This window comes from Erythrobacter neustonensis (assembly GCF_001663175.1).
In the GTDB taxonomy this organism is placed as follows: Bacteria; Pseudomonadota; Alphaproteobacteria; order Sphingomonadales; family Sphingomonadaceae; genus Erythrobacter; species Erythrobacter neustonensis.
On the sequence record NZ_CP016033.1, the window covers coordinates 658,562 to 680,900 of the forward strand.

The 22,339-nt window shown below is 65.5% G+C and carries 20 protein-coding genes; 14 read left to right on the forward strand and 6 right to left on the reverse strand.

Going from position 1 to position 22,339, the window contains the following annotated elements; translation table 11 throughout:
• The first annotated feature begins 501 nt into the window (after positions 1-501).
• From rplJ to A9D12_RS03165, 4 genes are all read left to right on the forward strand, one after another.
• The gene (gene rplJ / locus A9D12_RS03150; RefSeq protein WP_068349714.1) at positions 502-1,014 is read left to right on the forward strand and encodes a 50S ribosomal protein L10; all 513 of its coding nucleotides are present in this window, start codon (positions 502-504) and stop codon (positions 1,012-1,014) included.
• Positions 1,015-1,088: 74 nt separating this feature from the next.
• The gene (gene rplL, locus A9D12_RS03155) at positions 1,089-1,460 is read left to right on the forward strand and encodes a 50S ribosomal protein L7/L12 (protein WP_068349716.1); all 372 of its coding nucleotides are present in this window, start codon (positions 1,089-1,091) and stop codon (positions 1,458-1,460) included.
• Positions 1,461-1,603: 143 nt separating this feature from the next.
• Complete coding sequence (locus A9D12_RS03160) at positions 1,604-2,113, forward strand: PEGA domain-containing protein (RefSeq protein WP_068349718.1); 510 nt, start codon at positions 1,604-1,606, stop codon at positions 2,111-2,113.
• Positions 2,114-2,651: 538 nt separating this feature from the next.
• Positions 2,652-4,067 carry an MATE family efflux transporter gene (locus tag A9D12_RS03165; protein WP_068349720.1) on the forward strand — a complete coding sequence of 472 codons (1,416 nt, stop codon included), beginning with the start codon at positions 2,652-2,654 and terminating at the stop codon, positions 4,065-4,067.
• On the opposite strand, the gene A9D12_RS03170 is transcribed toward A9D12_RS03165, so the two are convergent.
• Entirely contained in the window at positions 3,988-4,941 is a 954-nt protein-coding gene (locus tag A9D12_RS03170; RefSeq protein WP_068349722.1) for a mechanosensitive ion channel family protein, read from the reverse strand. The two genes, A9D12_RS03165 and A9D12_RS03170, sit on opposite strands and share 80 nt — an antisense overlap.
• A gap of 212 nt (positions 4,942-5,153) precedes the next feature.
• Here A9D12_RS03170 and groES point away from each other — a divergent pair, with 212 nt between their 5' ends.
• The 3 genes from groES to A9D12_RS03185 all read left to right on the forward strand — a co-directional run bounded on the left by groES (position 5,154) and on the right by A9D12_RS03185 (position 9,461).
• Positions 5,154-5,441, forward strand: coding sequence for a co-chaperone GroES (groES, locus tag A9D12_RS03175; protein ID WP_068349724.1), 288 nt, complete (start codon positions 5,154-5,156; stop codon positions 5,439-5,441).
• 56 nt (positions 5,442-5,497) lie between these two features.
• Positions 5,498-7,129, forward strand: coding sequence for a chaperonin GroEL (gene groL, locus A9D12_RS03180; protein WP_068349726.1), 1,632 nt, complete (start codon positions 5,498-5,500; stop codon positions 7,127-7,129).
• Positions 7,130-7,442: 313 nt separating this feature from the next.
• On the forward strand, positions 7,443-9,461 hold the full coding sequence (locus A9D12_RS03185; protein WP_197489867.1) for a putative bifunctional diguanylate cyclase/phosphodiesterase: 2,019 nt from the start codon (positions 7,443-7,445) through the stop codon (positions 9,459-9,461).
• 211 nt (positions 9,462-9,672) lie between these two features.
• On the opposite strand, the gene glpX is transcribed toward A9D12_RS03185, so the two are convergent.
• On the reverse strand, positions 9,673-10,605 hold the full coding sequence (glpX, locus tag A9D12_RS03190) for a class II fructose-bisphosphatase (protein WP_231889734.1): 933 nt from the start codon (positions 10,603-10,605) through the stop codon (positions 9,673-9,675).
• Between the two features lie 172 nt (positions 10,606-10,777).
• Between glpX and A9D12_RS03195 the strand changes: the two genes are divergently transcribed.
• Positions 10,778-11,431, forward strand: coding sequence for a hypothetical protein (locus tag A9D12_RS03195; protein WP_197489868.1), 654 nt, complete (start codon positions 10,778-10,780; stop codon positions 11,429-11,431).
• Positions 11,432-11,442: 11 nt separating this feature from the next.
• Positions 11,443-12,108 (forward strand): hypothetical protein, encoded by a 666-nt coding sequence (locus A9D12_RS03200; protein ID WP_156522782.1) that lies wholly within the window; start codon positions 11,443-11,445, stop codon positions 12,106-12,108.
• A gap of 3 nt (positions 12,109-12,111) precedes the next feature.
• Here the strand turns inward: A9D12_RS03200 and A9D12_RS03205 are convergent, their stop codons facing one another.
• Together A9D12_RS03205 and A9D12_RS03210 are read right to left on the reverse strand one after the other, a co-directional pair.
• On the reverse strand, positions 12,112-13,446 hold the full coding sequence (locus A9D12_RS03205; protein ID WP_068349736.1) for a homoserine dehydrogenase: 1,335 nt from the start codon (positions 13,444-13,446) through the stop codon (positions 12,112-12,114).
• Positions 13,447-13,531: 85 nt separating this feature from the next.
• A complete protein-coding gene (locus tag A9D12_RS03210) occupies positions 13,532-14,404 on the reverse strand; it encodes a hypothetical protein (RefSeq protein ID WP_068349738.1) in 873 nt (290 codons plus the stop codon).
• Between the two features lie 444 nt (positions 14,405-14,848).
• On the opposite strand from A9D12_RS03210, the gene A9D12_RS03215 reads away from it, so the two are divergent.
• The 5 genes from A9D12_RS03215 to A9D12_RS03235 all read left to right on the forward strand — a co-directional run bounded on the left by A9D12_RS03215 (position 14,849) and on the right by A9D12_RS03235 (position 18,109).
• Positions 14,849-15,493 carry an energy transducer TonB gene (locus A9D12_RS03215; protein ID WP_082925365.1) on the forward strand — a complete coding sequence of 215 codons (645 nt, stop codon included), beginning with the start codon at positions 14,849-14,851 and terminating at the stop codon, positions 15,491-15,493.
• 61 nt (positions 15,494-15,554) lie between these two features.
• Positions 15,555-16,340, forward strand: a complete 786-nt coding sequence (locus A9D12_RS03220; protein ID WP_068349742.1) for a MotA/TolQ/ExbB proton channel family protein — start codon at positions 15,555-15,557, stop codon at positions 16,338-16,340.
• 128 nt (positions 16,341-16,468) lie between these two features.
• Positions 16,469-16,999, forward strand: a complete 531-nt coding sequence (locus A9D12_RS03225) for an ExbD/TolR family protein (protein WP_197489869.1) — start codon at positions 16,469-16,471, stop codon at positions 16,997-16,999.
• Between the two features lie 31 nt (positions 17,000-17,030).
• Entirely contained in the window at positions 17,031-17,459 is a 429-nt protein-coding gene (locus A9D12_RS03230; protein WP_068349745.1) for an ExbD/TolR family protein, read from the forward strand.
• Between the two features lie 215 nt (positions 17,460-17,674).
• Positions 17,675-18,109, forward strand: coding sequence for an ExbD/TolR family protein (locus A9D12_RS03235; protein ID WP_231889684.1), 435 nt, complete (start codon positions 17,675-17,677; stop codon positions 18,107-18,109).
• 24 nt (positions 18,110-18,133) lie between these two features.
• Here the strand turns inward: A9D12_RS03235 and A9D12_RS03240 are convergent, their stop codons facing one another.
• Both A9D12_RS03240 and A9D12_RS03245 read right to left on the reverse strand, forming a co-directional pair.
• A complete protein-coding gene (locus tag A9D12_RS03240) occupies positions 18,134-20,602 on the reverse strand; it encodes a ligase-associated DNA damage response DEXH box helicase (protein ID WP_418251571.1) in 2,469 nt (822 codons plus the stop codon).
• A 46-nt stretch (positions 20,603-20,648) separates the two neighbouring features.
• A complete protein-coding gene (locus A9D12_RS03245; protein ID WP_068349748.1) occupies positions 20,649-22,334 on the reverse strand; it encodes a hypothetical protein in 1,686 nt (561 codons plus the stop codon).
• Positions 22,335-22,339: the final 5 nt, after the last annotated feature.

Consider the following 22,339-nt stretch of genomic DNA (forward strand, 5'->3'; position numbering starts at 1 on the left):
AAAAGCCGCATGCCCAGCGCGCCTGGAAGAGCGGTGCCGGCAGCAGCCTTGTCATCATGCGTCGCGAAATGGCTTGGCCGTCGCTTCCATCCGGAGGCCGATTCCCGCGCATGAATCGGTCTTGCTCGAAGCGATCGAGAGCGCGCGATGTAGGATCGTGCCCCGGCAATGTCAATCCGCAGTGCGCAACGCCCCCGCCGTGCTTGACTCGCCGGGCCAATCGGCTAATGGGCCGCTCGACCGCTCCGGCGGTCATCCGTCCGAGACAGTTGGTGACCGGGATATGCCGGTCTTAATCTCCAGCCTAGACGGGGAAAAGAGATTTCGCAGGGCACCGCGCAAGCGTCCGCCCTGCCCGCGCCGGCCAAGGCCATGTGGCGCACCCTCCTTCCCTTTCGACGGACTCGCCCGTGTTCGGTGCCTTCGCGGCCCCTTGCCCGGACAAACGTAGCCGACCCTTCGGGAGCCATCCCGTTGCGGTCATTTGTGAAGGAGTATGGCATGGATCGTTCGCAGAAAGCCGACGCGGTTGCCCAGCTCAATGCAGTCTTCAACGAGGTTTCCGTGGTGGTTGTCACCCGTAACCTCGGCATGACGGTGGCTCAGTCCACCGCCCTGCGTCTGAAGATGCGCGATGCTGGTGCGACCTACAAGGTTGCGAAGAACCGTCTCGCCAATCTCGCCCTCGAAAACACCGACTATGTCGGGCTTGGTGACATGCTCACCGGTCCGGTCGGGCTGGCCTGGTCGACCGACCCGGTCGCGGCTGCCAAGGCCGCTGTCGAATTCGCCAAGACGAATGACAAGCTCGAAATCGTCGGCGGGTCGATGGGTTCGGTCGTCCTCGACGAAGCCGGCATCAAGGCGCTTGCCTCGATGCCCAGCCTCGACGAGCTGCGCGCCAAGCTTATCGGTCTGGTCAACGCACCTGCGACGAAGATCGCCCAGGTCGTTACCGCACCCGCGGCCAAGGTCGCCCGTGTTTTCGCCGCTTACGCGGACAAGGCAGCCTAAGAGACGTTTTTCGCCAAACGAAACAATCTGCTGGGGCAGTTTTACGCCCCGCCACAATTTGAAAGAGAACCATCATGGCCGATATTGCCAAGCTTGTTGAAGAACTCTCGAAGCTGACCGTGCTCGAAGCAGCCGATCTCGCCAAGGCCCTCGAAGAAGCATGGGGCGTCAGCGCCGCTGCTGCTGTCGCTGTCGCCGCTGGCCCGGCCGCTGCTGCCGAAGCCGTTGAAGAGCAGACCGAATTCGACGTGATCCTCACCGGCGACGGTGGCAAGAAGATCCAGGTCATCAAGGAAGTCCGCGCGATCACCGGCCTCGGCCTGACCGAAGCCAAGGCGCTCGTCGAAGGCGCGCCCAAGGCGATCAAGGAAGGCGTTGCTAAGGCGGAAGCCGAAGACATCAAGAAGAAGATCGAAGAAGCCGGCGGCACCGTCGAGCTCAAGTAAGCTCGAAACCGCGGTCTTTGACCGATTCAGGAAAGGGCGGTGCCAGCGATGGCACCGCCCTTTTTTCGTTTACTGCTGACGATTTCCCGGTAATTCACCAGCAGACCCCGAAGACGGGGTCCGCATACAGGGGACGTCAATACATGAAGCTCAAAACTCTGGTTCTCGCCATCGCGGCGGGCGCCTCGCTGACCGGCTGTGCCACCGTCATGAACGGTACCAATATCGATTACATGACCGAAACCGATCCGAGCGGAGCGGACATCGTCTTCCTCAACGGTCTCAAGTGCACCTCGCCCTGCACGCTTGAACTCAAGCGCGGCTCGGACACGCGGGTAGACATCAAGAAGCCGGGGTATGAACCCACCTTCGTTCTCGTCCAGTCGCGTCTTGCCGGCTCGACCTTCGGCAACATCCTCGCCGGCGGGATCATCGGCGGTGTGGTCGATGGCAATAACGGCGCGAGCAACACGCTTTATCCCCGCCCGCTCAAGGTTCGCCTTGCACCCGTCGGTTCGGGCAAGAAGGCGATGCTGCTCGACAAGGAAGGCAAGGACCTCATGACCGTCGAAGAGCACAACGCCAAGGTTCGCCTCGACGTCGCCAAGACCATCGGTGCGGAACTGGCCGGGCTTGAAGCGCCGGCCAACTAAGCCGGGCCAAGAAGCGAATACGAGCAAGGGCGGTGCCAGCAATGTTGCCGCCCTTTTTTCGTGTTGTCCGCGCGCCGCCACCGGGGCCGTGTTCATGGAATGTTTCACGTGAAACATTGAAGCTGCCAAATGGTGAAAGATTGCCGCGCCCCCATCGGAAGATGTTGGAGGACGGATCGAAGCCAGCCGCACACGGTCAGTCGTGACGCCGCGTATTTATTTCAACAGAACAACGCGTTGAAGCATCTGCGCGACCCAGTCTCCAGCCCCTCCACCGCCCCGTGCTTTCCAACAGGCGCGGACTGCGTTCCGGGACAGGCCGAAAGCGCCGCGAAACGGGGCTAAGGGGGGCCTGAACCGGCCCTGGACGGGGGCAAACCCGGTTTCGCGGTTGTCAGCCCGCACCGCCCCCTTTCCAACATTTGCGCAGCGCCCCAATACCCCGCGATCCGGTGGCCCCGGCCTTTCCCCCTTCCCAAGCCCGCGCATCGCGCCTATCCGGACCGGCTCGCTTGACCTGCGGGCAGATGATCCGAGCATGACACAAGCGACCTCTCTCTCGACGCCCGGCTGGGGGCAGGAACTGCGCGCGACGCTGGGCATCGCGGGGCCGCTGGCGGCTGCGAACCTGTTGCAGATGCTGACCTATGCGGTCGACGTGATCTTCATCGCGCGGCTGGGCGAGGACCAGCTTGCCGGTTCGGCGCTGGCGGTATCGCTGTTCGGGCTGGTGCTGTGGGCGCTGACCGGGTTGACCGGATCGGTCGCGCCGCTGATCGCCGAGGCGGTTGGCGCGCGCGCGCCCGCGCTGCGCCCGGTGCGCCGCACGGTGCGGATGGCCCTGTGGCTGGCGGTGGCGGCGGGAATTTTCGGCACCGGCGTGTGCCTGCTGCTCGACCCGATCATGCGATTGTCGGGCCAGCAGCCCGAAATCATCGGCTTTGCCAACGAATATAACGGCGTCATTGTGTTCTCGATGGTGCCGATGCTGCTGGCGGGCGTGCTGCGCAATTTCGTCTCGGCGCTGGGCCGCCCGCTGTTCGCCACCGCGATCACCGGGCTTGGCATCTTCGTCAACGGGATCGCCAATTACGCCTTCATCTTCGGCGAGCTGGGTGCGCCCGCAATGGGTCTGCGCGGTGCGGCGGTGGCGACGATCATCACCGCCTTCTTCACGCTCGGCTGCTATGTCCTCGCGATCCGGATGGACCGGCGGCTGCACCGCTACCACATCTTCGGAAGGCTGTGGGCGCCCGACTGGCTGCGGATGCGCCAGCTGTTCGCGATCGGCGCGCCGATTGCGCTCACCATCACCGCCGAGGCGGGGATTTTCGGCACCGCCGCATTCCTGATGGGCCGGTTCGGCGCGGCGGAACTGGCCGGGCACACGGTCGCGCTGCAACTCGCAAGCCTTGCCTTCCAGGTGCCGTTCGGCGTGGGTCAGGCGGCCGCGATCCGGGTGGGCTACCATTACGGCGCGCGCGATGCAGTGGGCGTGGGGCGCGCAGGCTGGGTCGCCATCGCCATCGGTGCAGGCTTCATGACGCTGACCGCGGGGGCGATGGTATTGTTCCCCGAGACATTGCTGCGGATCTATGTCGATCCCGATGCGCCCGCCAATGCCGCGCTGGTCGCCTTCGCGCTGCAATATCTGGTGCTGGCTGCGATCTTCCAGCTGGCCGACGGCGTGCAGGCGGTCGCCGCAGGTTCCTTGCGCGGATTGCAGGACACGCGCGTTCCGATGTGGATCGCGATCTTCAGCTACTGGGTGCCCGGCATCGGCCTGTCGATCGGGCTCGGCTTCTTCACCCCGCTTCAGGGGACCGGCGTGTGGATCGGGCTGGCGACGGGGCTGTTCTTTGCCGCGGTGCTGCTCATGTGGCGCTGGCACCGCCGCGGGGCGCTGGGCCTGACGCGGGGGCCGGAGTGGGGGCCGGAAGCGCTTCGGGCTTGACCGCCCGCTTGTCGACCACTTCGGTGATGTGGTGGACTTCCTGCTGCGGGAAGGGAATCGAAATCCCCTTGTCGTCGAACCGAAGCTTTGCCGCCTCGGTCAGCGCCCAGCTGAGCCCGAGGAAATCCTCCGTCTTGCACCACACCCGCATCCCCATCGTCACCGCACTGTCGGCCAGCGCCGCGACGAACACCTGCGGCGCGGGTTCGGCGAGCACGCGCTGTTCTGAATCGGCAAGGTCGAGCAGTTCCCGGCGCGCAGCCTCGATGCTGTCGTCGTAACCGATCCCGACCAGCAGTTCGAACCGGCGCGTGGGCATGCGCGTGTAATTGATGATCGGCTTGTTCCAGAGCTCGTTATTGGGGACCATCACGTAAAGCCCGTCGTGCTGCACGATCTCGGTGGTGAACAGGCCGATGCCGCGCACCACGCCGGTCACGATCCCGGCGGTGATCGCCTCGCCCACGCGGAACGGGCGCTGGATCAGGATCATCACGCCTGCCGCGACGTTCGACAACGTGCCCTGCAACGCGAGGCCCACCGCCAGCGCCAGACCGCCCAGCGCGGCGATGATCGACGTGGTCTGCACCCCGAACTGCGTGAGCACGGTGACCGCCACCACCACCCACAGCATATACTTGATGATGTTGCTCAGAAACTTGGCGACCGTGGGCTCGATATGCGTCGCGCGGCTCAAGGCGCGGTCGGCGCCCTTGGACAAGAGCCGGGCAAGGATCACGCCGATCACCAAGACCACCAGCGCGCCCACCAGATGCGGAATGCTTTCGCGCAGCCACAGCCACGCCTGCGAGGCCATGTCGAGCTCGTCGCCGAGGTTGGCGGTGATCACGGCGGGGATCTTGGCGGTGGTCATGGGAAAGGCAGTCCTTGGGTTCATGCGTGGCCGCGCGATAGCCGACCAAGGCGGCACAAACCACCGCCAGCGCAAAAAGTGGCAGGGGGGTGGAAATTTTTTGGGTGTGCGGGGGTTGATTCAATCATCCCCCACGACCAAATGCGCCTGCGTTGGCACTCTCGAGAGGAGAGTGCCAAGACACCTCATCAATTCAAGGAAAGGTCATCATCATGGCATTTCGTCCGTTGCACGACCGCGTCGTGGTCCGTCGCATCGAAGCCGACCAGAAGACCGCTGGCGGCATCATCATCCCCGACAGCGCGCAGGAAAAGCCCAGCGAAGGCGAAGTCATCGCCGTGGGCGAAGGCGCGCGTGACGATGCCGGCAACCGCATCACGCTCGACGTCAAGGTCGGCGACCGCGTGCTGTTCGGCAAGTGGTCGGGCACCGAAGTCAAGATCGGCGGCGAAGACCTGCTGATCATGAAGGAAAGCGACATCATGGGGATCGTCGGCTGATCGCCTGACACCCACCGTTCCTTTCGACCAAGAACAATTTTTCAGGAGAAACAATCATGGCAGCCAAGGACGTCAAGTTCGGCCGCGAAGCCCGCGAAGGTATTCTGCGCGGCGTCGATATCCTCGCCAACGCCGTCAAGGTGACGCTGGGTCCCAAGGGCCGCAACGTCGTCATCGACAAGAGCTTCGGTGCGCCCCGCATCACCAAGGACGGCGTCACCGTCGCCAAGGAAATCGAGCTCAAGGACAAGTACGAGAACATGGGCGCGCAGATGCTGCGCGAAGTCGCCAGCAAGGCGAATGACAGCGCCGGCGATGGCACCACCACCGCCACCGTGCTCGCCCAGGCGATCGTCAACGAAGGCATGAAGTCGGTTGCCGCCGGCATGAACCCGATGGACCTGAAGCGCGGCATCGATCAGGCGGTCAATGCCGTGGTCGAGAACCTGAAGTCGCGTTCGAAGGACGTTTCGGGCTCGGAAGAAATCGCACAGGTCGGGATCATCTCGGCCAACGGCGACCGTGAAGTCGGCGAAAAGATCGCTGAAGCCATGGAAAAGGTCGGCAAGGAAGGCGTCATCACCGTCGAGGAAGCCAAGGGCCTCGAGTTCGAACTCGATGTCGTCGAAGGCATGCAGTTCGACCGCGGCTACCTGTCGCCCTACTTCATCACCAACCCCGACAAGATGACCGTGGAACTGGATAACCCCTATATCCTGATCCACGAGAAGAAGCTGTCGAACCTGCAGGCGATGCTGCCGATCCTCGAAGCCGTGGTGCAGTCGGGCCGTCCGCTCCTCATCATCGCCGAAGACATCGAAGGCGAAGCGCTGGCGACCCTCGTGGTCAACAAGCTGCGCGGCGGCCTCAAGGTTGCAGCGGTCAAGGCACCGGGCTTCGGCGATCGCCGCAAGGCGATGCTGCAGGACATCGCGATCCTGACGCAGGGCGAGATGATTTCCGAAGACCTCGGCATCAAGCTCGAAAACGTCACCGTGGGCATGCTCGGCCAGGCCAAGAAGGTCTCGATCGACAAGGACAACACCACGATCGTCGATGGCGCCGGTTCGGCCGACGACATCAAGGCGCGCGTGGCCGAAATCCGCACGCAGATCGACAACACCTCGTCGGATTACGACCGTGAAAAGCTGCAGGAACGTCTGGCGAAGCTCGCCGGCGGGGTTGCCGTGATCAAGGTCGGCGGCGCGACCGAAGTCGAAGTGAAGGAGCGCAAGGACCGCGTCGACGACGCGCTTCACGCAACCCGCGCGGCTGTCGAAGAAGGCATCGTCCCCGGCGGCGGCACGGCGCTGCTCTACGCCACCAAGGCTCTCGACGGCCTCAAGGGCGCGAACGAAGACCAGACCCGCGGCATCGACATCATCCGCAAGGCGATCACCGCCCCGATCAAGCAGATCGCCCAGAACGCCGGCCACGATGGCGCGGTCGTTGCAGGCAACCTGCTGCGCGAGAATGACGAAACGCAGGGCTTCAACGCGTCGACCGACACCTATGAAAACCTGGTCAAGGCCGGCGTGATCGACCCGACCAAGGTCGTGCGCACCGCGCTGCAGGACGCTGCCTCGGTGGCCGGCCTGCTGATCACCACCGAAGCTGCGATCGTGGAACGCCCGGACGACAAGCCCGCCGCACCCGCGATGCCCGACATGGGCGGCATGGGCTTCTAAGCCTAAGGCGGGCGGGCCAGCGCAAGCTGACCCGTCCACGCCGCAGGCCGGCCGGCGGGGCGCCCGCGCCCCGTCTGACGACCCGGGCTTCGCCCGGGTCGACCCAGCCACAAGCAACAAGAACACCCCGGCGGAGCGATCCGCCGGGGTTTTTTGCGTGCCCCGCGCCTGCCCTGCCCCGGCCAACGCCATCGCAGGCCCTAGGTAATCGGCCCCAGTTACGAACAATTATTCCTAAGCCTTGGCCACATACCAAGACCTGGGGAGCATTCGTAGCAGCAGAGGGTCTTCCGTGCGCGTCCTGACCTGCCTTGTGAACGATCATAACGCGATGCTGGTCGCACTGGCGGCGCTATTGTGCCTGCTGGGTTCGTTCGTCACGGTGCAGCTCGCGCATCGCACGATCCACGCGCGCGGGCGCACGTGGCTGCACTGGTGGTTTCTGGCATCGGTTTCGGCGGGATCCTCGATCTGGGCGACGCATTTCATTGCGATGCTGGGATATCGGCCCGGTGTTCCGGTCGAATTCGATGCCACCCTGACGATCGTCTCGGCGCTGATCGCGATCGGCGGCACCGCGATCGGGCTAACCTTGTGCCGCCTCAGGCATCGCACGCTGGCGGCACTGTGCGGCGGCGGCACGATCGGCCTTACCATCAGCGCGATGCATTATGTCGGCATGTTTGCCTATCGCCCCGATGGCATCGTCAGCTGGCGGCCCGAATTCATCGCCGCCTCGATCGGTTTCGCGATCTGTCTGGCGGCGGGCGCGATCGCCCTGATCCGCGCCAATCCGGGCGGCGATCGCACGCTGCTTCCCACGGTGATGACGATGCTTGCGATCATCACCTTGCACTTCCTCGGCATGGCGGGCTTCGAAGTCGCCCCGATTGCGGGGGTATCGCGCGGGGCGGACAGTGATGTCTTTACCGCGATGGCGGGCGCAATCGCGCTGGCTGCGGTGCTGATCGTGGGGACGGGGATCTCGACCCACCTGTTCGAGGAAACCCGCGCGCAATCGCAGGAAGAACTGCGCAAGATGGCGATGACCGATGCGCTGACCGGGCTTGGTAACCGGTTGAGCTTTGTCACGCGGATGGCCAACAACTGTCTGCGGCTGCACACGCGCGGCAAGCCCTTTGCGCTGCTGATGGTCGATCTCGACCGCTTCAAGGCGATCAACGACACCTTGGGCCATCCGGTCGGCGACCTGTTGCTGGTGGCGGTGGCCGAACGGTTGCGCGAGGCGGTGCGCGGCCGGGATTTCATCGCGCGGATCGGCGGGGACGAATTTGCCGTGATCGCGCTGAGCGCGGTGGACGAGGCAAGTGCGCAGGCGTTGGCAGAACGCATCGTCTCGGTGTTGTCGGAACCCTTCATGCTCGACGGCCACTTGGCCGAAATCGGCGGCAGTGTGGGCGCGACACTGGCACCGCATTTCAGCGACGATCCCGAAACCCTGACCCAGCAGGCCGACCTTGCGCTCTACCGCGCCAAGCACGACGGGCGCGGTCGCACGTGCCTGTTCAATCCCGAGCTTGCGGCAACGCTGCTCGATCGCATCGCGCTCGAAACCGATCTGCGCCGCGCCTGCGCCAATCAGGCGATCGAGGTTGCCTATCAACCGATCCTTGATGCGCGCACCGGCCGTTTCACGGGGGCCGAGGCGCTGCTGCGCTGGACCTGCGAGACCCGCGGCGAGGTGCCGCCCAATGTCTTCGTCCCGGTTATCGAGGAACTGGGCCTGATCGGCACCATCGGCGAAATGGTGCTGGAACGCGCTTGTGCGGCGGCCGCATCATGGCCCGATCATCTGGGCGTCTCGATCAATGTCTCGCCGCTGCAATTCGGCGGCGGCACGCTGCTCGCGACGATCGCCTCGACGCTGCAGCGCACCGGCCTTGCCCCGCACCGCCTGCAGATCGAAATCACCGAAAGCGCGCTGCTGGCCGATGATACGCTGGTGCTGCAGACGCTCGAAGCGCTGCGGGCCAGCGGGCTGAGCATCGCGCTCGACGATTTCGGTACCGGCTACTCGTCGCTGAGTTACCTGCACCGCTTCCCAATCGACTGCATCAAGATCGACCGCAGCTTCGTCACCCGCCTGCCGCACGACACGGGCAGCGCCTCGATCGTGCGCGCAATCTGCGATCTGGGTACCAGCTTGGGCCTCAAGATCGCTGCCGAGGGGATCGAGACCGAGCCGCAGCGCCAGTTCATCGTCGACCACGGGTGTTCGCACATGCAGGGCTACCGGTTCAGCCGCCCGCTCGACGCGCAGGCCATCGCGGCGCTGTTTGCGACCTCGCGCGGGAGCAAGGTCGCGGCCTAGCGGGATGGCGGCTTCGGCAGATGCGATGCTCGCCCCTGATCCACCGCACGCATTCTTTTCTGACAGTGCGGAGGACCGCCGCGTTTGCGGCAGCCGTTGTTCGTTTTAACTTCTCAACCGATCCGGTGCTCACCCCTGATCCACCGCGTGTGTGTTGCGGACGGTGCGGAGGACCGCCGCGTTTGGGGCGGCCCTTGTTCGTTTTAACTTCTCAACCGATCCGGTGTTCACCCCTGATCCACCGCACCGTGCCACTCGAAGCGCGCATCACCACGCTTTCGGTGGTCAGGATCGTTTCGCCGGTCGGCTTGCGGCGGCGCTTCACCCCGCGCAGCAGCGAGCCGTCGGTCACGCCGGTTGCCGCGAAGATGCAGTCGCCCTTGGCGAGGTCTTCGAGCTTGTAGATCCGGTTCAGATCCTCGATCCCCCACTTGCGCGCGCGGGCCTTTTCATCGTCGTTGCGGAACACGAGGCGACCATTGAACTGCCCGCCGACACACCGCAGCGCAGCCGCCGCCAGCACGCCCTCGGGCGCGCCGCCCTGGCCCATGTACATGTCGACCGTGGTTTCTTCGTCGGTCACCGCGATCACGCCCGCGACATCGCCATCGCCGATCAGCACCACCCCGCAGCCGAGCGCACGCAGTTCGGCGATCAGGTCGGCATGGCGCGGGCGGTCGAGCACGCAGACGTTGATGTCCGACGGCTTGACCCCCTTGGCTTCGGCGACCGCGCGGACATTGTCCGATGCGCTTTTCGCCAGATCGATGATACCTTCGGGATAGCCCGGGCCGACCGCGAGCTTGTCCATATAGACATCGGGCGCGTTGAGCAGGCAGCCTTCTTCGGCTGCGGCCAGCACGGCAAGCGCGTTGGGCCCCGCCTTGGCGGTGATCGTGGTGCCTTCGAGCGGGTCCAGGGCGATGTCGATCTTGGGGCCTTTGCCGATGCCGACCTTTTCGCCGATGAACAGCATCGGCGCCTCGTCGCGCTCACCCTCGCCGATCACCACGGTGCCATCCATGTAGAGCGTGTCGAACGCGCGCCGCATCGCTTCGACGGCGGCGGCATCAGCGGCCTTTTCATCGCCGCGGCCGATCAATTGCGCTGCCGCCACCGCGGCCGCTTCGGTCACGCGCACCATTTCGAGCACCAGCACGCGCTGGATTGCATTGTCCCCTGTGCCTTGCCCATGAGCTTGCGAGGTCTGGGCAAGGTCGGTATTGTTGGCGGAGTTCATGTGCAATTCAGCCCTTCTTCGCTTGTGTGCCGGCGCGCCGGGTATCCCATCGGCGCATAGGCGGATGGAGATGGGTTTGTCGAGCAATGCAACGCCTGCCCTGCCCGGTTTTTGCAGACGCCTGACGGGCGCTGCGCTTGTCCTTGCGATCCTGCCCGCGATGCCTCTGGCCGCGCAGGATGACACCGCGGCGACACCGCCCCCGGCCCAGGCCGCGGCCCCCACCCCTCCCCCCGGCGCGACCGCCGACGAAGGCGGGGTGCCGCCGCGGATGAACCTGATGGTCACCGTGCCGCGCGGGGATGTCAACGAAGCACAATTGCAAGAATGCCGCGATGATGCCGATGCGGGCACGATCAGCGGCGAGATCGTGGTCTGCCGCGAAGTGGGCGATAATGGCGCCAATGCCTACAGCGCCGACCGCGAGGCTGCGCGCAAACGCTATGCCGAGGAAACCGCATTGAAAGGCGCCCCGCGCGCGCCCGAGGCTTTCGGCATTCCCGACAATGGCAAGGGCATCGGTTTCGGCAAGCCGCCGCCGGTTGCGATCGAAGTCGATTTCGCCGCGTTGCCGCCCGCCCCCGCAGGTTCGGACGCAGACCGCGTTGGACGCGGGCTCGCCCCTTTGGGGCAGGATGGCGAGCTGACCGAGGAACAGGAACGCGCGCGGCGCGAGGCGGCGGGGATCAGGACCACCGTGCCCGAACGACCGCGAAAGAAGGGCGGGTAGGGGCCGGCCCGGTGCTTCCCCTCATCCTTGCCGGCACCGCCTTGGTGGCCGCCTCCGCACAGGTCGGGCCGCAGGTCGAATTTCCCCCGCCGATCCTGCAATTTCCGCAAGCCAGTGTTGCGGGCGCGCCCGAAAAGCCGGTCAAACCCGATCCCGCCCGCGTGCCGATCGATCTCGGCCCCGATGCGCCGGTCGCCGAAAAGCCGCAGCAAATCGATATCCTTGCGCCGCAGCCCACATCCGCGGCCGCCACCGCCGCCGAATTGAAGGAATGCACCGACGAGGCCGAGCGCGGCGTGGTCGCGGGCGAAATCGTGGTCTGCCGCCAACTGCCCGCCGATACCTCGCAGATCTATTCGGGCACGCACGAGGCCTGGCAGAAGGATTATGCGCAGCGCACGCAGAACAAGGGCACGCTGCCGCCGCCCGATGTCGCGGGACCGGGCATCTTCCGCGGAGCGCCAACGGTCAGCGGGCTGTGTGTGATCGGCCCTTGTCCCAAGGACAAGGCGCTGATCGTCGATGTCGAAGCGATCCCGCCGCCACCCGCAGGCTCGGACGCGGCGCGCGTGGCGCAGGGCCTTGCCCCCACGCAAACGGACGACGCACCGCTGTCGGACGCGGATCGCCGCCGGATCGAGGCAGAGCTGGGTCTGCCGCCGGCGACGCGGCAATAGCGCCTAAAGCGGCAGGATCGGCAGCACCAGCGGCTTGGCCATCAGGCTGTCCGACCCTTCGAGCAGCGCCAGCGCCTGCGTGACGCAGCGTTCGGGCCCTTCGTGCGTGACCATCGCCACCATTACCTCGCCCCCGCTTTGCGAGCGGCCCTGCTGGATCAGGCTTTCGATCGACACGTCTCCGTCGCGCAGCGCCGCAGTCAATTCGGCAAGCACGCCGGGACGATCCTTGACCATGAAGCGGATATAGGTGCGCGCCGGGCGGTGGCCGGGTTCGGCGGGCGGCAGCGCGGAGAGATGGTCGCCGGGGATCGAGAACGGCGCGCCGACTTCATCGCGCGCGATGTCGATCAGATCGGCCGCGACCGCGCTGGCGGTGGGGCCATCGCCCGCGCCCGCGCCCTGGAACAGCAGGCGGCCTGAGAAATTACCTTCGGCCACGACCGCGTTGGTTGCGCCTTCGACCGCGCTCAAGGGGTGGCCGCGCGCGACCAGGCAGGGGCGCACGCGCTGGAGCAGGCGCGGGCCTTCGGGGGTGTCCTCGACATCGGCCTCCCCGATCAGCCGGATCACGAAGCCCAGCGCAGCGGCCTGCGCGATGTCGGCGCTGCGCACCTCGGTGATCCCCGACACGCGGACATTGGCGAAATCGACCTGCGTGCCGAACCCGATCGCGGCAAGGATCGCGAGCTTGTGCGCGGCGTCCACGCCCTCGATGTCGAAGGCAGGGTCAGCCTCGGCAAAGCCCAGGCGCTGCGCTTCGGCGAGGACATCGGCGAAATCGGCGCCGGTGCGCTCCATCGTCGAGAGGATGTAATTGCAGGTGCCGTTGAGGATGCCGTAAACCTTGGTCAGCGCGTTGGCGCTGGTGCCTTCGCGCAGGCCCTTGATGACCGGGATACCGCCGCCGACCGCGGCTTCGAACTTGAGCGCGGCATTGGCCGCTTCGGCCAGCTTTGCCAGTTCCAGCCCGTGATGCGCAATCATCGCCTTGTTCGCGGTGACCAGCCCCTTGCCCGCCCCCAGCGACGCGCGCGACAACGCCAGCGCAGGGCCGTCCGAGCCGCCGACCAGTTCGACCACCACATCCACATCATCGCGCCTGGCCAGCGCGGTCATGTCGTCTTCCCATGCGAAGCGGGCGATATCGACCCCGCGATCCTTGCCGCGGTCGCGCGCGCTGACCGCGACGACTTCGATCGGCCGCCCCGCGCGCATCGCGATCAGCTGCGCGTTGGTGTCGAGCAGGCGGATCACGCCCGCCCCCACCGTGCCAAGCCCGGCGATGGCGATGCGCAGCGGGGCGGTCCGCGATGGTTCGGGTGCGGTGGTGGTCAAGCGGGCCTCCCTTGAAACGGCAGGCCCGCGCTTAACCGGCGCAGGCCTGCGGTCAAGCGGGGAAAATATCCGGCCCCGTGCCCTGTCAGCGCGCGGTAATGCGCCGTTCGCAGGTGCCGATCGCCTGACGCACGAAGGCATAATCGCTCGCCGCCAGACGCCGCTCCTCGGAATCGCGCGAAAGGTTGGCGTTGGTGGGCAGCTGTGCGGGCAATCCGCAGGCCAGCCTGTACCATGCCAGCGTGTCGCGCGCCGGCGGGCGGGCCGAAGAATCGATGATTTCCCCCCACGACACGCCCCATTCGGGCGCGCGTCCGGGTCGGCGCAGCACCGTGATCGACGCCGGGCTGCGCTTTTCGGTTGCCAGGAAGATCTGCGTTTCGGATTCGCCCGTCAATGTGCCGGGCACCGCCAGCGCATCGCTTACCCCGGTAATCCGCGGCTTGACATCGGCAGCGTAAAGCTCGGTGAGGACCGGGCGCACGCGTTCTTCGAGCATCGGGCTATAGGCCAGTTGCGCAGCGGGTGCGACCAGTTGCAATTCGCCCGGACGGCTGGGCACCGGCCGCGCAAACAGCAGAAATTCGCGCTTTTTCAGCTTGGGCGCCTTGCCGCGCGCGTCGAGCGGCATGTCGACCAGATAGGTCACCGCAGGCGCCACGGCGCTGCGTCCGGCAATCACCGACAGCGTATTGGCCTCAACGTAAAAGCGCACGAATCCCGGTGCCACCCCCGGCGCGCGGTCGGGTTTGAGGGCGGTTGCCTTTCGAATCCGCACATGCACGACCGCATCTGCGGCGTCCGAAAGCGTCGCAAGATCGGCATACGTCGGATCATTTGCCGCCGCGCTGGCGGTGACCGGGGCTGCCGCAGGCGTCTGCGCCTGCGCGCCGATGGTGCCTGCCGCAACCCCGGCAAGCGCTGCGCCGGAAAGGGCCAGACTCTTGAAAAACGCCATTAATATTCCCTTTACCTTTGACGATCACCGGACTTTTTCAGCGATGCGGCCGATGGCCCTTCTAGCACCCTTAATTGCACATGACTCGCAGTGAATCCGCGCTGAACCGCAAAAGCGTTTGATCGGCCAGGGGTTGGCCGTTAAAGCCCTAACGACTGATTGCGCGGGATTGGGGACATTGCCGCAAATTCAGTGAAGGCTGCATGCGGACAACGTTTGTTACGCAGCACCTGCCATCCGGGGAAAGATTGGGCCTTGCGTGTTGCGCGGGCCCGAAATTTTGTTCCGGGTTGGGAGGAACGTGAAATGACCGGGATCTGCCCGCTGGCACCCTAAGTCAGCGAGTGGGGAGTGTGCCGATCCTTTGCGATCGGCGAGTATTTGGAGAGAAAGCGCTGGATGTCCTACGCTAGCCAACAACAAGGACTAACCGGGCCCAAGCTCGTGTCGCTGATCATCGCCATGTCGATCGTCGGCCTCGTGGGCACGGGCATGGTGCTGTTCCTTACAGTCGATGCCGTGAAGGAGATGGTCGAACGTGTGACGACCGTCGACGTCACAGAACCGCCGCCGCCGCCGGAAGAGCCGCCGCCGCCGCCTGAAGAAGTGCCGGAGACCACCTCGCCTCCGCCGCCCGTCACGCCGCCGCAGCAGCTCAACATCGCGCCCAACCCTCCGCCGGTCGAGACCCGTCAGGACATTCCGCCGGCCGTGCCGACGGATACGCGTCCGACGACCGTTCCGACCGCCAACCCCGGACCGCCGACGCCGCCTGCGCCGAAGCCTCCGTCGAGGGCCCGCGGTGTCAAGACCAAGAACGAACGTAGCTGGTCTGCGCGCATTCAGGAGGATTACCCCCGCCGCGCCGCGCAGGAAGAAATCGAAGGGACCGTGGGCGTTCGCTGCACCGTCACCGCCGATGGCCGCGCCACGGGTTGTTCGGTCACCGCCTCCAGCGGTTCGGGCATTCTCGATGATGCCGCCACCAAGGCCGTCGAACGGTATGCCCGTTTCGACCCCGCGCTGAACGATGCTGGTGAACCCATCAGCGCCAGCTGGTCGACCCGCATTACCTACAAGCTGAACTGATCTAGCGGGCAGCCGGCGTACCGCCCTGTCACGGAACAACTTTTCAAAAGGACTACACGCAATGAACCTCTATCTTCTCGCCGCAGCCGCTGGTGAAGCAGCGCCCGAAAGCCAGTTCGGCTTTGTGCAGGCCATGAAAGAAGGCGGCCCCGTCGCCTGGTCGATCCTTGCCATCATGATCATCATGTCGGTCGGTTCGTTCTACATCATGTTCACCAAGCTGTTCGAACAGAACAAGGTCATGAAGCAGTACAAGACCGTGCAGACCCAGTTCTGGCGCACCTCGAGCCTGCGTGAAGGCGCGACCAAGCTCGACAAGGACAGCCCGTGGCGCCAGCTCGCCGACGACGCGGTCAAGGCGCAGGAAGACCACGGCAAGATGACCGACAGCCTCGAATCGCATGACTACATGCACGGTTCGCTGCAGCGTTCGGAAGATTCGATCAACGCCGTGCTCGCGGGCGGTCTGCCGTTCCTCGCCACCGTCGGTGCGACCGCACCGTTCGTGGGTCTGCTCGGCACCGTGATCGGGATCTACCGCGCGCTGATCAACATCGGCATCGCCGGCAACGCCTCGATCGACAAGGTCGCCGGCCCCGTCGGTGAAGCGCTGATCATGACCGCGATCGGTCTGCTCGTCGCTGTGCCTGCGGTGTTCGCGTTCAACTGGCTCCAGGGCCGCAACCGCAAGATCGCCGCGATGCTCAACACCTTCTCGACCGATCTGCTCGCCTACATGAACTCGAACGGCGCAGTGAAGCCCGCAGTGACCACCGGTGCTCCGGTTGCAGCCAAGCCCGCTGCCAAGCCGGTTGCGACCCCGGCCGCTCCGGCCCCGAAGGTCTGATCGTCATTGCCGCATGATGGCAGGAGCGGGCTGTCCCGCTCCTGCCAACTGCCCGGCAGGCCATCTTTCGGGAATGGCACCAAGGGCAGGTATTTCACGTCAAAGTTTTGACAGGCTAGGAATTCACAATGGCGATTTCTACGGGAGGCGGGGTCGATACCCCCATGTCCGACATCAACACCACGCCGCTGGTGGACGTGATGCTGGTGCTCCTGATCATCTTCCTCATCGCGGTTCCGGTGGCGATCCAGACCATCGAAAAGCTGGAAATTCCGGTCTTCGAATCGGTCGAATCGAAGGACAAGGTTGAAAACCTGCTGCTGACCGTCAGCGCGACCGACGATGCCGGCCGTGCAGCGGGCGAGCCCGGCTATGCCGGTGCCTCGCGCAATGGCGAATGCCGGATCTACTTCAACAACCTCACCCCGGTCGATTCGCAGGAACTTCAGGACCAGGCGTTCGAGCGGCTTGACGCCATCGTCAAGCGTGCCGGCGGTGCCGAAGCCCTGATGGAAAACCCCGACGAGATCCCGCAGGTCCACATTCGCGGCGACGTCAATGCGCCGTGGAAGTGCGTGGCCGGCGCGATCTTCCGTGTCCAGCTGGCAGGCTATCCGATTGTCGGGTTCATCTCGAACCCGGTCGATCCGGGCGCCTGATCGCTCCAAGCTAACTTAAGGAGAAAACACGATGGGTATGTCTGGAGGCAAGCTTGACGGCGAGCCGATGATGGACATGAACATGACTCCGCTGATCGACGTTCTGCTCGTTCTGCTGATCATGTTCATCATCACCATCCCGGTTGCCACGCACTCGGTCGATATCGACCTGCCGCAGCCGACCAATGCGCCGCCGCCGCTGGTCGAACCGACCAAGAACAAGCTGGTGCTGACCCCGCAGGACCAGATCCTGTGGAACGGCAATCCGATCGACGAAGGCCAGCTGGTTGCTGCCCTTCAGGCATCGACGCAGATGAACCCCGAGCCCGAACTGCAGTTCGAGCCCGAGGCTCAGGCCAGCTACGATCTCTCGGCCAAGGTTCTGCAGATCATCAAGAACTCGGGCGTCACGCGCTTCGGCTTCGTCGGCAACGACAAGTACCGCGACTTCAGCAAGTAAGCTGTCGATCAGACGGCTAACGCAAAAAGGGGCGCTGCGAGCAATCGCGGCGCCCTTTTTCGTGGGCCCGGCAAGGCCCCCCCCAATCGGTTTCAGCGACAATACCGGTACGCGTTAGGCAACCTCTTCTTTTCCTGATATTCTTTACCCCGTCAGAGCGGCCACCATCGGGCCTGTTCGGGTGAGGGCCGCGCTGCTGCAAGAGGAGAGAGCCGATGCCCTATGCCGTGCGCCGCCCCAATCTCTACGCCCGCCGCCCGCAGCCGATCGGCACGATCAACGTGACCCCGTTCATCGATGTCCTGCTCGTGCTGCTAATCATGCTGATCCTTGCCATCCCCGCGCCGGTAAACGTCACCGAAGTCGACATCGGCGGGACCAGCACGCCGCGCTACCCCGTGCTTGAAACCAACGCATTGACGATTGATGGCAACGACCGGATCGCGTGGAATGGGCAGCGTGTGTCGACCTCCGAACTGCGCGCCCAGATCGCCGCGGCAAGCGCCCTTCGCGTCCAGCCCCTGCTCCGCTTCGAAGCCGATGCGCGCGCAAGCTACGAAACTGCAGCCCGCACGATCGCGCTGATCCGCGAGGAAGGCGCCGACAGTTTCCGGTTCGTCGGCAATGAGAAATTCCGCGACTTCGACTGATCTTGCGCGGCCCTGAGAGAGGCGTCAGTCTCCCTCAGGCGGCTCGTCAGGCCGCATCGCGGCGGCGATCAGACCCTCGGCCTCGAGCAGCAGTTCGTCGTCCATCGCGCCCTGCGGCACCGCCTCGCGGCCGATCATGGTCATCACCGGGACGGCGAGCGGGGAAACGCGTTCGAGCTCGACATGGACCAGTTCGCGGGTCGAGCGTTCGAGCAGATCGGCCAGCCGCCCCACATCGGTCATCCGCGCGCGCGCATCGGCCCAGGCGGCCTCGATCAGGACATGGTCGGGCTCGTATTTCCGCAACACGTCGTAGATCAGGTCGGTCGAGAAGGTGACCTGCTTGCCGGTCTTCTTCTGCCCGGGATGCTGGCGTTCGACGAGGCCCGAGATCACCGCGACTTCGCGGAATGCGCGGCGCAAAAGGTGGCTTTCGGTGACCCATTCGACGAATTCGCCGGTGAGGATATCGGGTGACAGCAGCGGCGCAGGGTTGGTGACCGGTTTCAGGCCCCATACCGCGAGGCAATAATCATTGGCGACGAACCCACCGGGGAGCAGCCCACGATCCTCCATCCGCCGCGTGATCAGCATGCCGAGGCTCTGGTTCGCGTTCCAGCCTTCAAAGGTGTAATAGGTGGTGTAATGCTTGCCGCCGTGGGGGAAGCTTTCGACCAGCAATTCGCCCGGCGCGGGCAGGCGGCTGCGATAGTCCTGCATTTCCAGCCATTCGCGCACATCGTCGGGAAAGCGGCTCCAGCCCGCGCGGTCGGACAGCATTTCCTGCACGCGGGTCGACAGATGCGTGGTCAGCGGCATGCGCAGCCCGCCATAGGTCGGGATGCTCGCCGATGATTTCGCGGCGCGCACGGTGAGGTCCATGTCCTTGACACCTTCGACCTCGAGGCTGAGCCCGGCAAAGAAGAAGGTGTCGCCCGGCGAAAGCTGCGCGGCAAAACGTTCCTCGACCTTGCCGAGGCTGCGCCCGTTCTTGAAGCGCACATTGAGCATTTCGGCATCGATGATGATGCCCGCATTCATCCGGTGGCGCTGCGCCTGATTGGGGTGTGACAGGCGCCATACGCCGTCCTTCCCCCGCACGATCCGCTGGAACCGGTCATAGGCCTTGAGCGCATAGCCGCCATTCGACACGAAGCTCAGCACGCGGCCGAAGGTTTCGGCGTCGACCCAGCTATAGGCCAGCGCGCTGCGCACCTCGGCGAGCAGCGCGTCCTCGTGGAAGGGCGCGGCGCAGGCGCAGGCCATCACGTGCTGCGCGAGCACATCGAGACTGCCGGGACGAAACGCTTCGCCGTCGCGCTGGCCCTCGTCGACCGCGTCCTTGGCGGCCATCGCCTCCAGAAATTCGAAGCGGTTGCCGGGCACCAGCACCGCACGGCTGGACACATCGAGCCGGTGGCCCGCGCGCCCGATGCGTTGCAACAGCCGCGATGAGCCCTTGGGCGCGCCCATCTGGACGACGAGGTCGATATCGCCCCAGTCGATCCCCAAGTCGAGGCTGGCGGTGCACACCAGCGCGCGCAACTCGCCGCGCGCCATCGCTTCTTCGACCTTTCGGCGTGCTTCGGTCGAGAGGCTGCCGTGGTGGATGCCGATCGGCAGATTGTCGTCATTGGCTTCCCACAGGCACTGGAAGATGAATTCGGCCAGAAACCGCGTGTTGGTGAAGACCAGCGTGGTGCGGTTCGCCTTGATAGCCTCCATCAGCTGCGGCACCGCCCAGCGCCCCGCGTGCCCGCCCCAGGGAATGCGCTCTTCCTTGGGCAGCAGGATCTCGACCTCGGGCTCCGCACCCTCTTCGCCCAGCACCAGCGCGGCGGCCGAAATCTCGCCGTCCTCGCCGCTTTGCGGGGCGAGCCATTCCTGAAAGTCGCGCGGGTTGGCGAGCGTCGCCGACAGCGCGGCCCGCTGCGCCTGCGGGGCGAGCGCGTGCAGCCGGGCGAGGCTGAGCGCGAGCAGATCGCCGCGCTTGTCGGTGGCAAAGGCGTGCACCTCGTCGATCACGACGCGTTTCAGCCCCGCAAACAGGTCCGCGCTTTCGGGATAGGACAGCAGCAGCGACAGGCTTTCGGGCGTGGTCAGCAGGACATGCGGGGGGCGTTCACGCTGCCGCTTCTTGCGATCGGACGGGGTATCGCCGCTACGCGTTTCGACGCGGAGGGGCAGGCCCATCTCCTCGATCGGGGTGATAAGGTTGCGCTTCACATCCTGCGCCAGCGCCTTCAGCGGCGAGACGTAGAGCGTGTGCAGGCCATCGGCAGGCAGGGCCTCGCCCGCAAAATCGCACAGGGTCGGCAGGAACCCGGCCAGCGTCTTGCCCGCGCCGGTATCGGCGACCAGCAGCGCATCGCGCCCTGCGCGCGCCTGTTCGAGCATCTCCCACTGGTGCCGCCGCACCCGCCAGCCGCGCTGCGCAAACCATGCGGCGATGACCGGCGGCAGATCGGGCAAGGTGGGATCGGACGCGCTCACGCGCTGCATGTGGAGGCTCACCCGCAGGTGTGCAAGGCGCGGGGGATCAGATGCCCTTCAGCACCTCGGCCGGCACCCGCGACGGCGCGGCCAGCACGGCATCGAGTAGCGCGATCTCGACCGTGCAGCGGTCCTGATTATCGGGATCGCCGAGGGCCGCGACCAGCCGCTTTTCGGAAAGGCGGCTGCGCTTAAGGACATCCTCCACCAGCCAGCCGGGGATCGCATAACGCACCTCGCCGCCCTTGGCCTCGTGACCCAGCACCTTGGCGTTCAGCAATTGCTGCAGCAAGGTGTGTTCACGGCGTTGTTCTTCGGCGGTCAGGCCCAGATCGAGATCGCGCAAGCCCCCGCGCGCCACACGCGAGCAGGTTTCAGGCGATTGGCGCTGCGCAGCCCTAAGCCACAGCGCCTTCAAACCGGCACGCGCGATCAGCGCATCCCCGCGCGCGACCTCGCGTGCGCCAAGCGCCTGCAAGCGGACGTAGTTGACCGGCGACAGGAAACGGTTGTCAGGTAGGCCCAGCAGCGGCTGCAGCCGATCGGCAAAGACCTTGTCCGCAGCCTCCAGCGCGGCAAGATCCATGCCCTGACCGAAGATTGCGGCAACACGCGTATCGAGCTCTGCCGCGCTCGGCCCCTGTTCGATCGCGGGCACGGCCTGATCGACGGCATCCTTTTCGTCGATGAAGCCGAGGCACCCGCGCACCACCAGAAGGATCACGAAGGCCGCCAACAACACCCGGCTGACCGCCCGGCCAGCCCCGTTCTCGCCGCGCGCCAGCCCTTCCCACGATGCGACACGTTCGGGATCGAGATAGCTTTCGAGTTCGGGGTAACGCTGGCGGATGCCGGTCAGCAGCTTGTGCACTTCCAGCCGCTTGACCCGCAGCCGGTCGATCAGCCGCGCGGGCCCGGGCCGCGACAATTCGGTCCATGCCCGGTTGAGCGGGTGCGCGGGCATCTGCACCTTCTCGTAAAAGCGCATCCCCTTGATCCGGTCGTTGAGGAAGCGCAGCGCATAGCGCTCCTCGAGCGCGCCGGCCTCGTCCAGCCAGCCGAACGCGGTGCTGGCCGGTTCGACGAAGGGGGCGGAGCGCGGCCAGGTGCTCGCGAACAGATCGGCCAGCCCCGTGTCGAGTGCGTCGTGTTCGGCAAGGTCCGCTTCTTCGGCGCGCGCGATCAGCGTGTCCACCGCGGCGAGGCCCTCGCCAAGTTCGGCGTGGGTCACGGCGTCCTCGCTCGGCTGGCCGCCGGGGTAGAGCACTGCGAGCAGCCGGCCCCATGCCGCCTTTGCAGCGGCCTGCGCTTCGCTTTCCTGCTGCGCGCTCGCTCCGCCGTGCGACCAGCGGGTCAGCGGATCGGGATGCTGAGCGGACGGGCTGTCGTCCCAATAGTCGTCATCGTCCCAGTCGTCGTCCTGCCAGTCCTCTCCGGGCGGATCACCCGGCAAGGCGCGATCGGCGTCCTGCGCATCATCCGGCAGCGCAATGTCGTCGCCAGCCCCCTCAGCGCTGTCCGTCGCCGGAGGCACGGCGCGCAGGCTGACAGGCTCGCCCTGCCCCGCCTGCCACAGCGCGGCATCGCGCGCACGGCGAAGCTCGGCATAGCCCGCGATATCGTCGTCGAGATTGGTCGCGCGCAGGATATCGGCATAGGCCTTGCGGATTGCGGCCTTATCGCTGGTCGGGTCGATCCCGAGGCGATCCCACGGGAAGGCGCGGCGGGTCATGAGCG

What these genes read in the sequence shown, in the direction of transcription:
- rplJ (WP_068349714.1), top strand. Translation starts at nt 502, where the DNA reads ATGGATCGTTCGCAGAAAGCCGACGCGGTTGCCCAGCTCAATGCAGTC.
- rplL (WP_068349716.1), top strand. Translation starts at nt 1,089, where the DNA reads ATGGCCGATATTGCCAAGCTTGTTGAAGAACTCTCGAAGCTGACCGTG.
- A9D12_RS03160 (WP_068349718.1), top strand. Translation starts at nt 1,604, where the DNA reads ATGAAGCTCAAAACTCTGGTTCTCGCCATCGCGGCGGGCGCCTCGCTG.
- A9D12_RS03165 (WP_068349720.1), top strand. Translation starts at nt 2,652, where the DNA reads ATGACACAAGCGACCTCTCTCTCGACGCCCGGCTGGGGGCAGGAACTG.
- A9D12_RS03170 (WP_068349722.1), bottom strand. Translation starts at nt 4,941, where the DNA reads ATGACCACCGCCAAGATCCCCGCCGTGATCACCGCCAACCTCGGCGAC.
- groES (WP_068349724.1), top strand. Translation starts at nt 5,154, where the DNA reads ATGGCATTTCGTCCGTTGCACGACCGCGTCGTGGTCCGTCGCATCGAA.
- groL (WP_068349726.1), top strand. Translation starts at nt 5,498, where the DNA reads ATGGCAGCCAAGGACGTCAAGTTCGGCCGCGAAGCCCGCGAAGGTATT.
- glpX (WP_231889734.1), bottom strand. Translation starts at nt 10,605, where the DNA reads ATGGTGCGCGTGACCGAAGCGGCCGCGGTGGCGGCAGCGCAATTGATC.
- A9D12_RS03210 (WP_068349738.1), bottom strand. Translation starts at nt 14,404, where the DNA reads ATGGCGTTTTTCAAGAGTCTGGCCCTTTCCGGCGCAGCGCTTGCCGGG.
- A9D12_RS03220 (WP_068349742.1), top strand. Translation starts at nt 15,555, where the DNA reads ATGAACCTCTATCTTCTCGCCGCAGCCGCTGGTGAAGCAGCGCCCGAA.
- A9D12_RS03225 (WP_197489869.1), top strand. Translation starts at nt 16,469, where the DNA reads ATGGCGATTTCTACGGGAGGCGGGGTCGATACCCCCATGTCCGACATC.
- A9D12_RS03230 (WP_068349745.1), top strand. Translation starts at nt 17,031, where the DNA reads ATGGGTATGTCTGGAGGCAAGCTTGACGGCGAGCCGATGATGGACATG.
- A9D12_RS03235 (WP_231889684.1), top strand. Translation starts at nt 17,675, where the DNA reads ATGCCCTATGCCGTGCGCCGCCCCAATCTCTACGCCCGCCGCCCGCAG.
- A9D12_RS03245 (WP_068349748.1), bottom strand. Translation starts at nt 22,334, where the DNA reads ATGACCCGCCGCGCCTTCCCGTGGGATCGCCTCGGGATCGACCCGACC.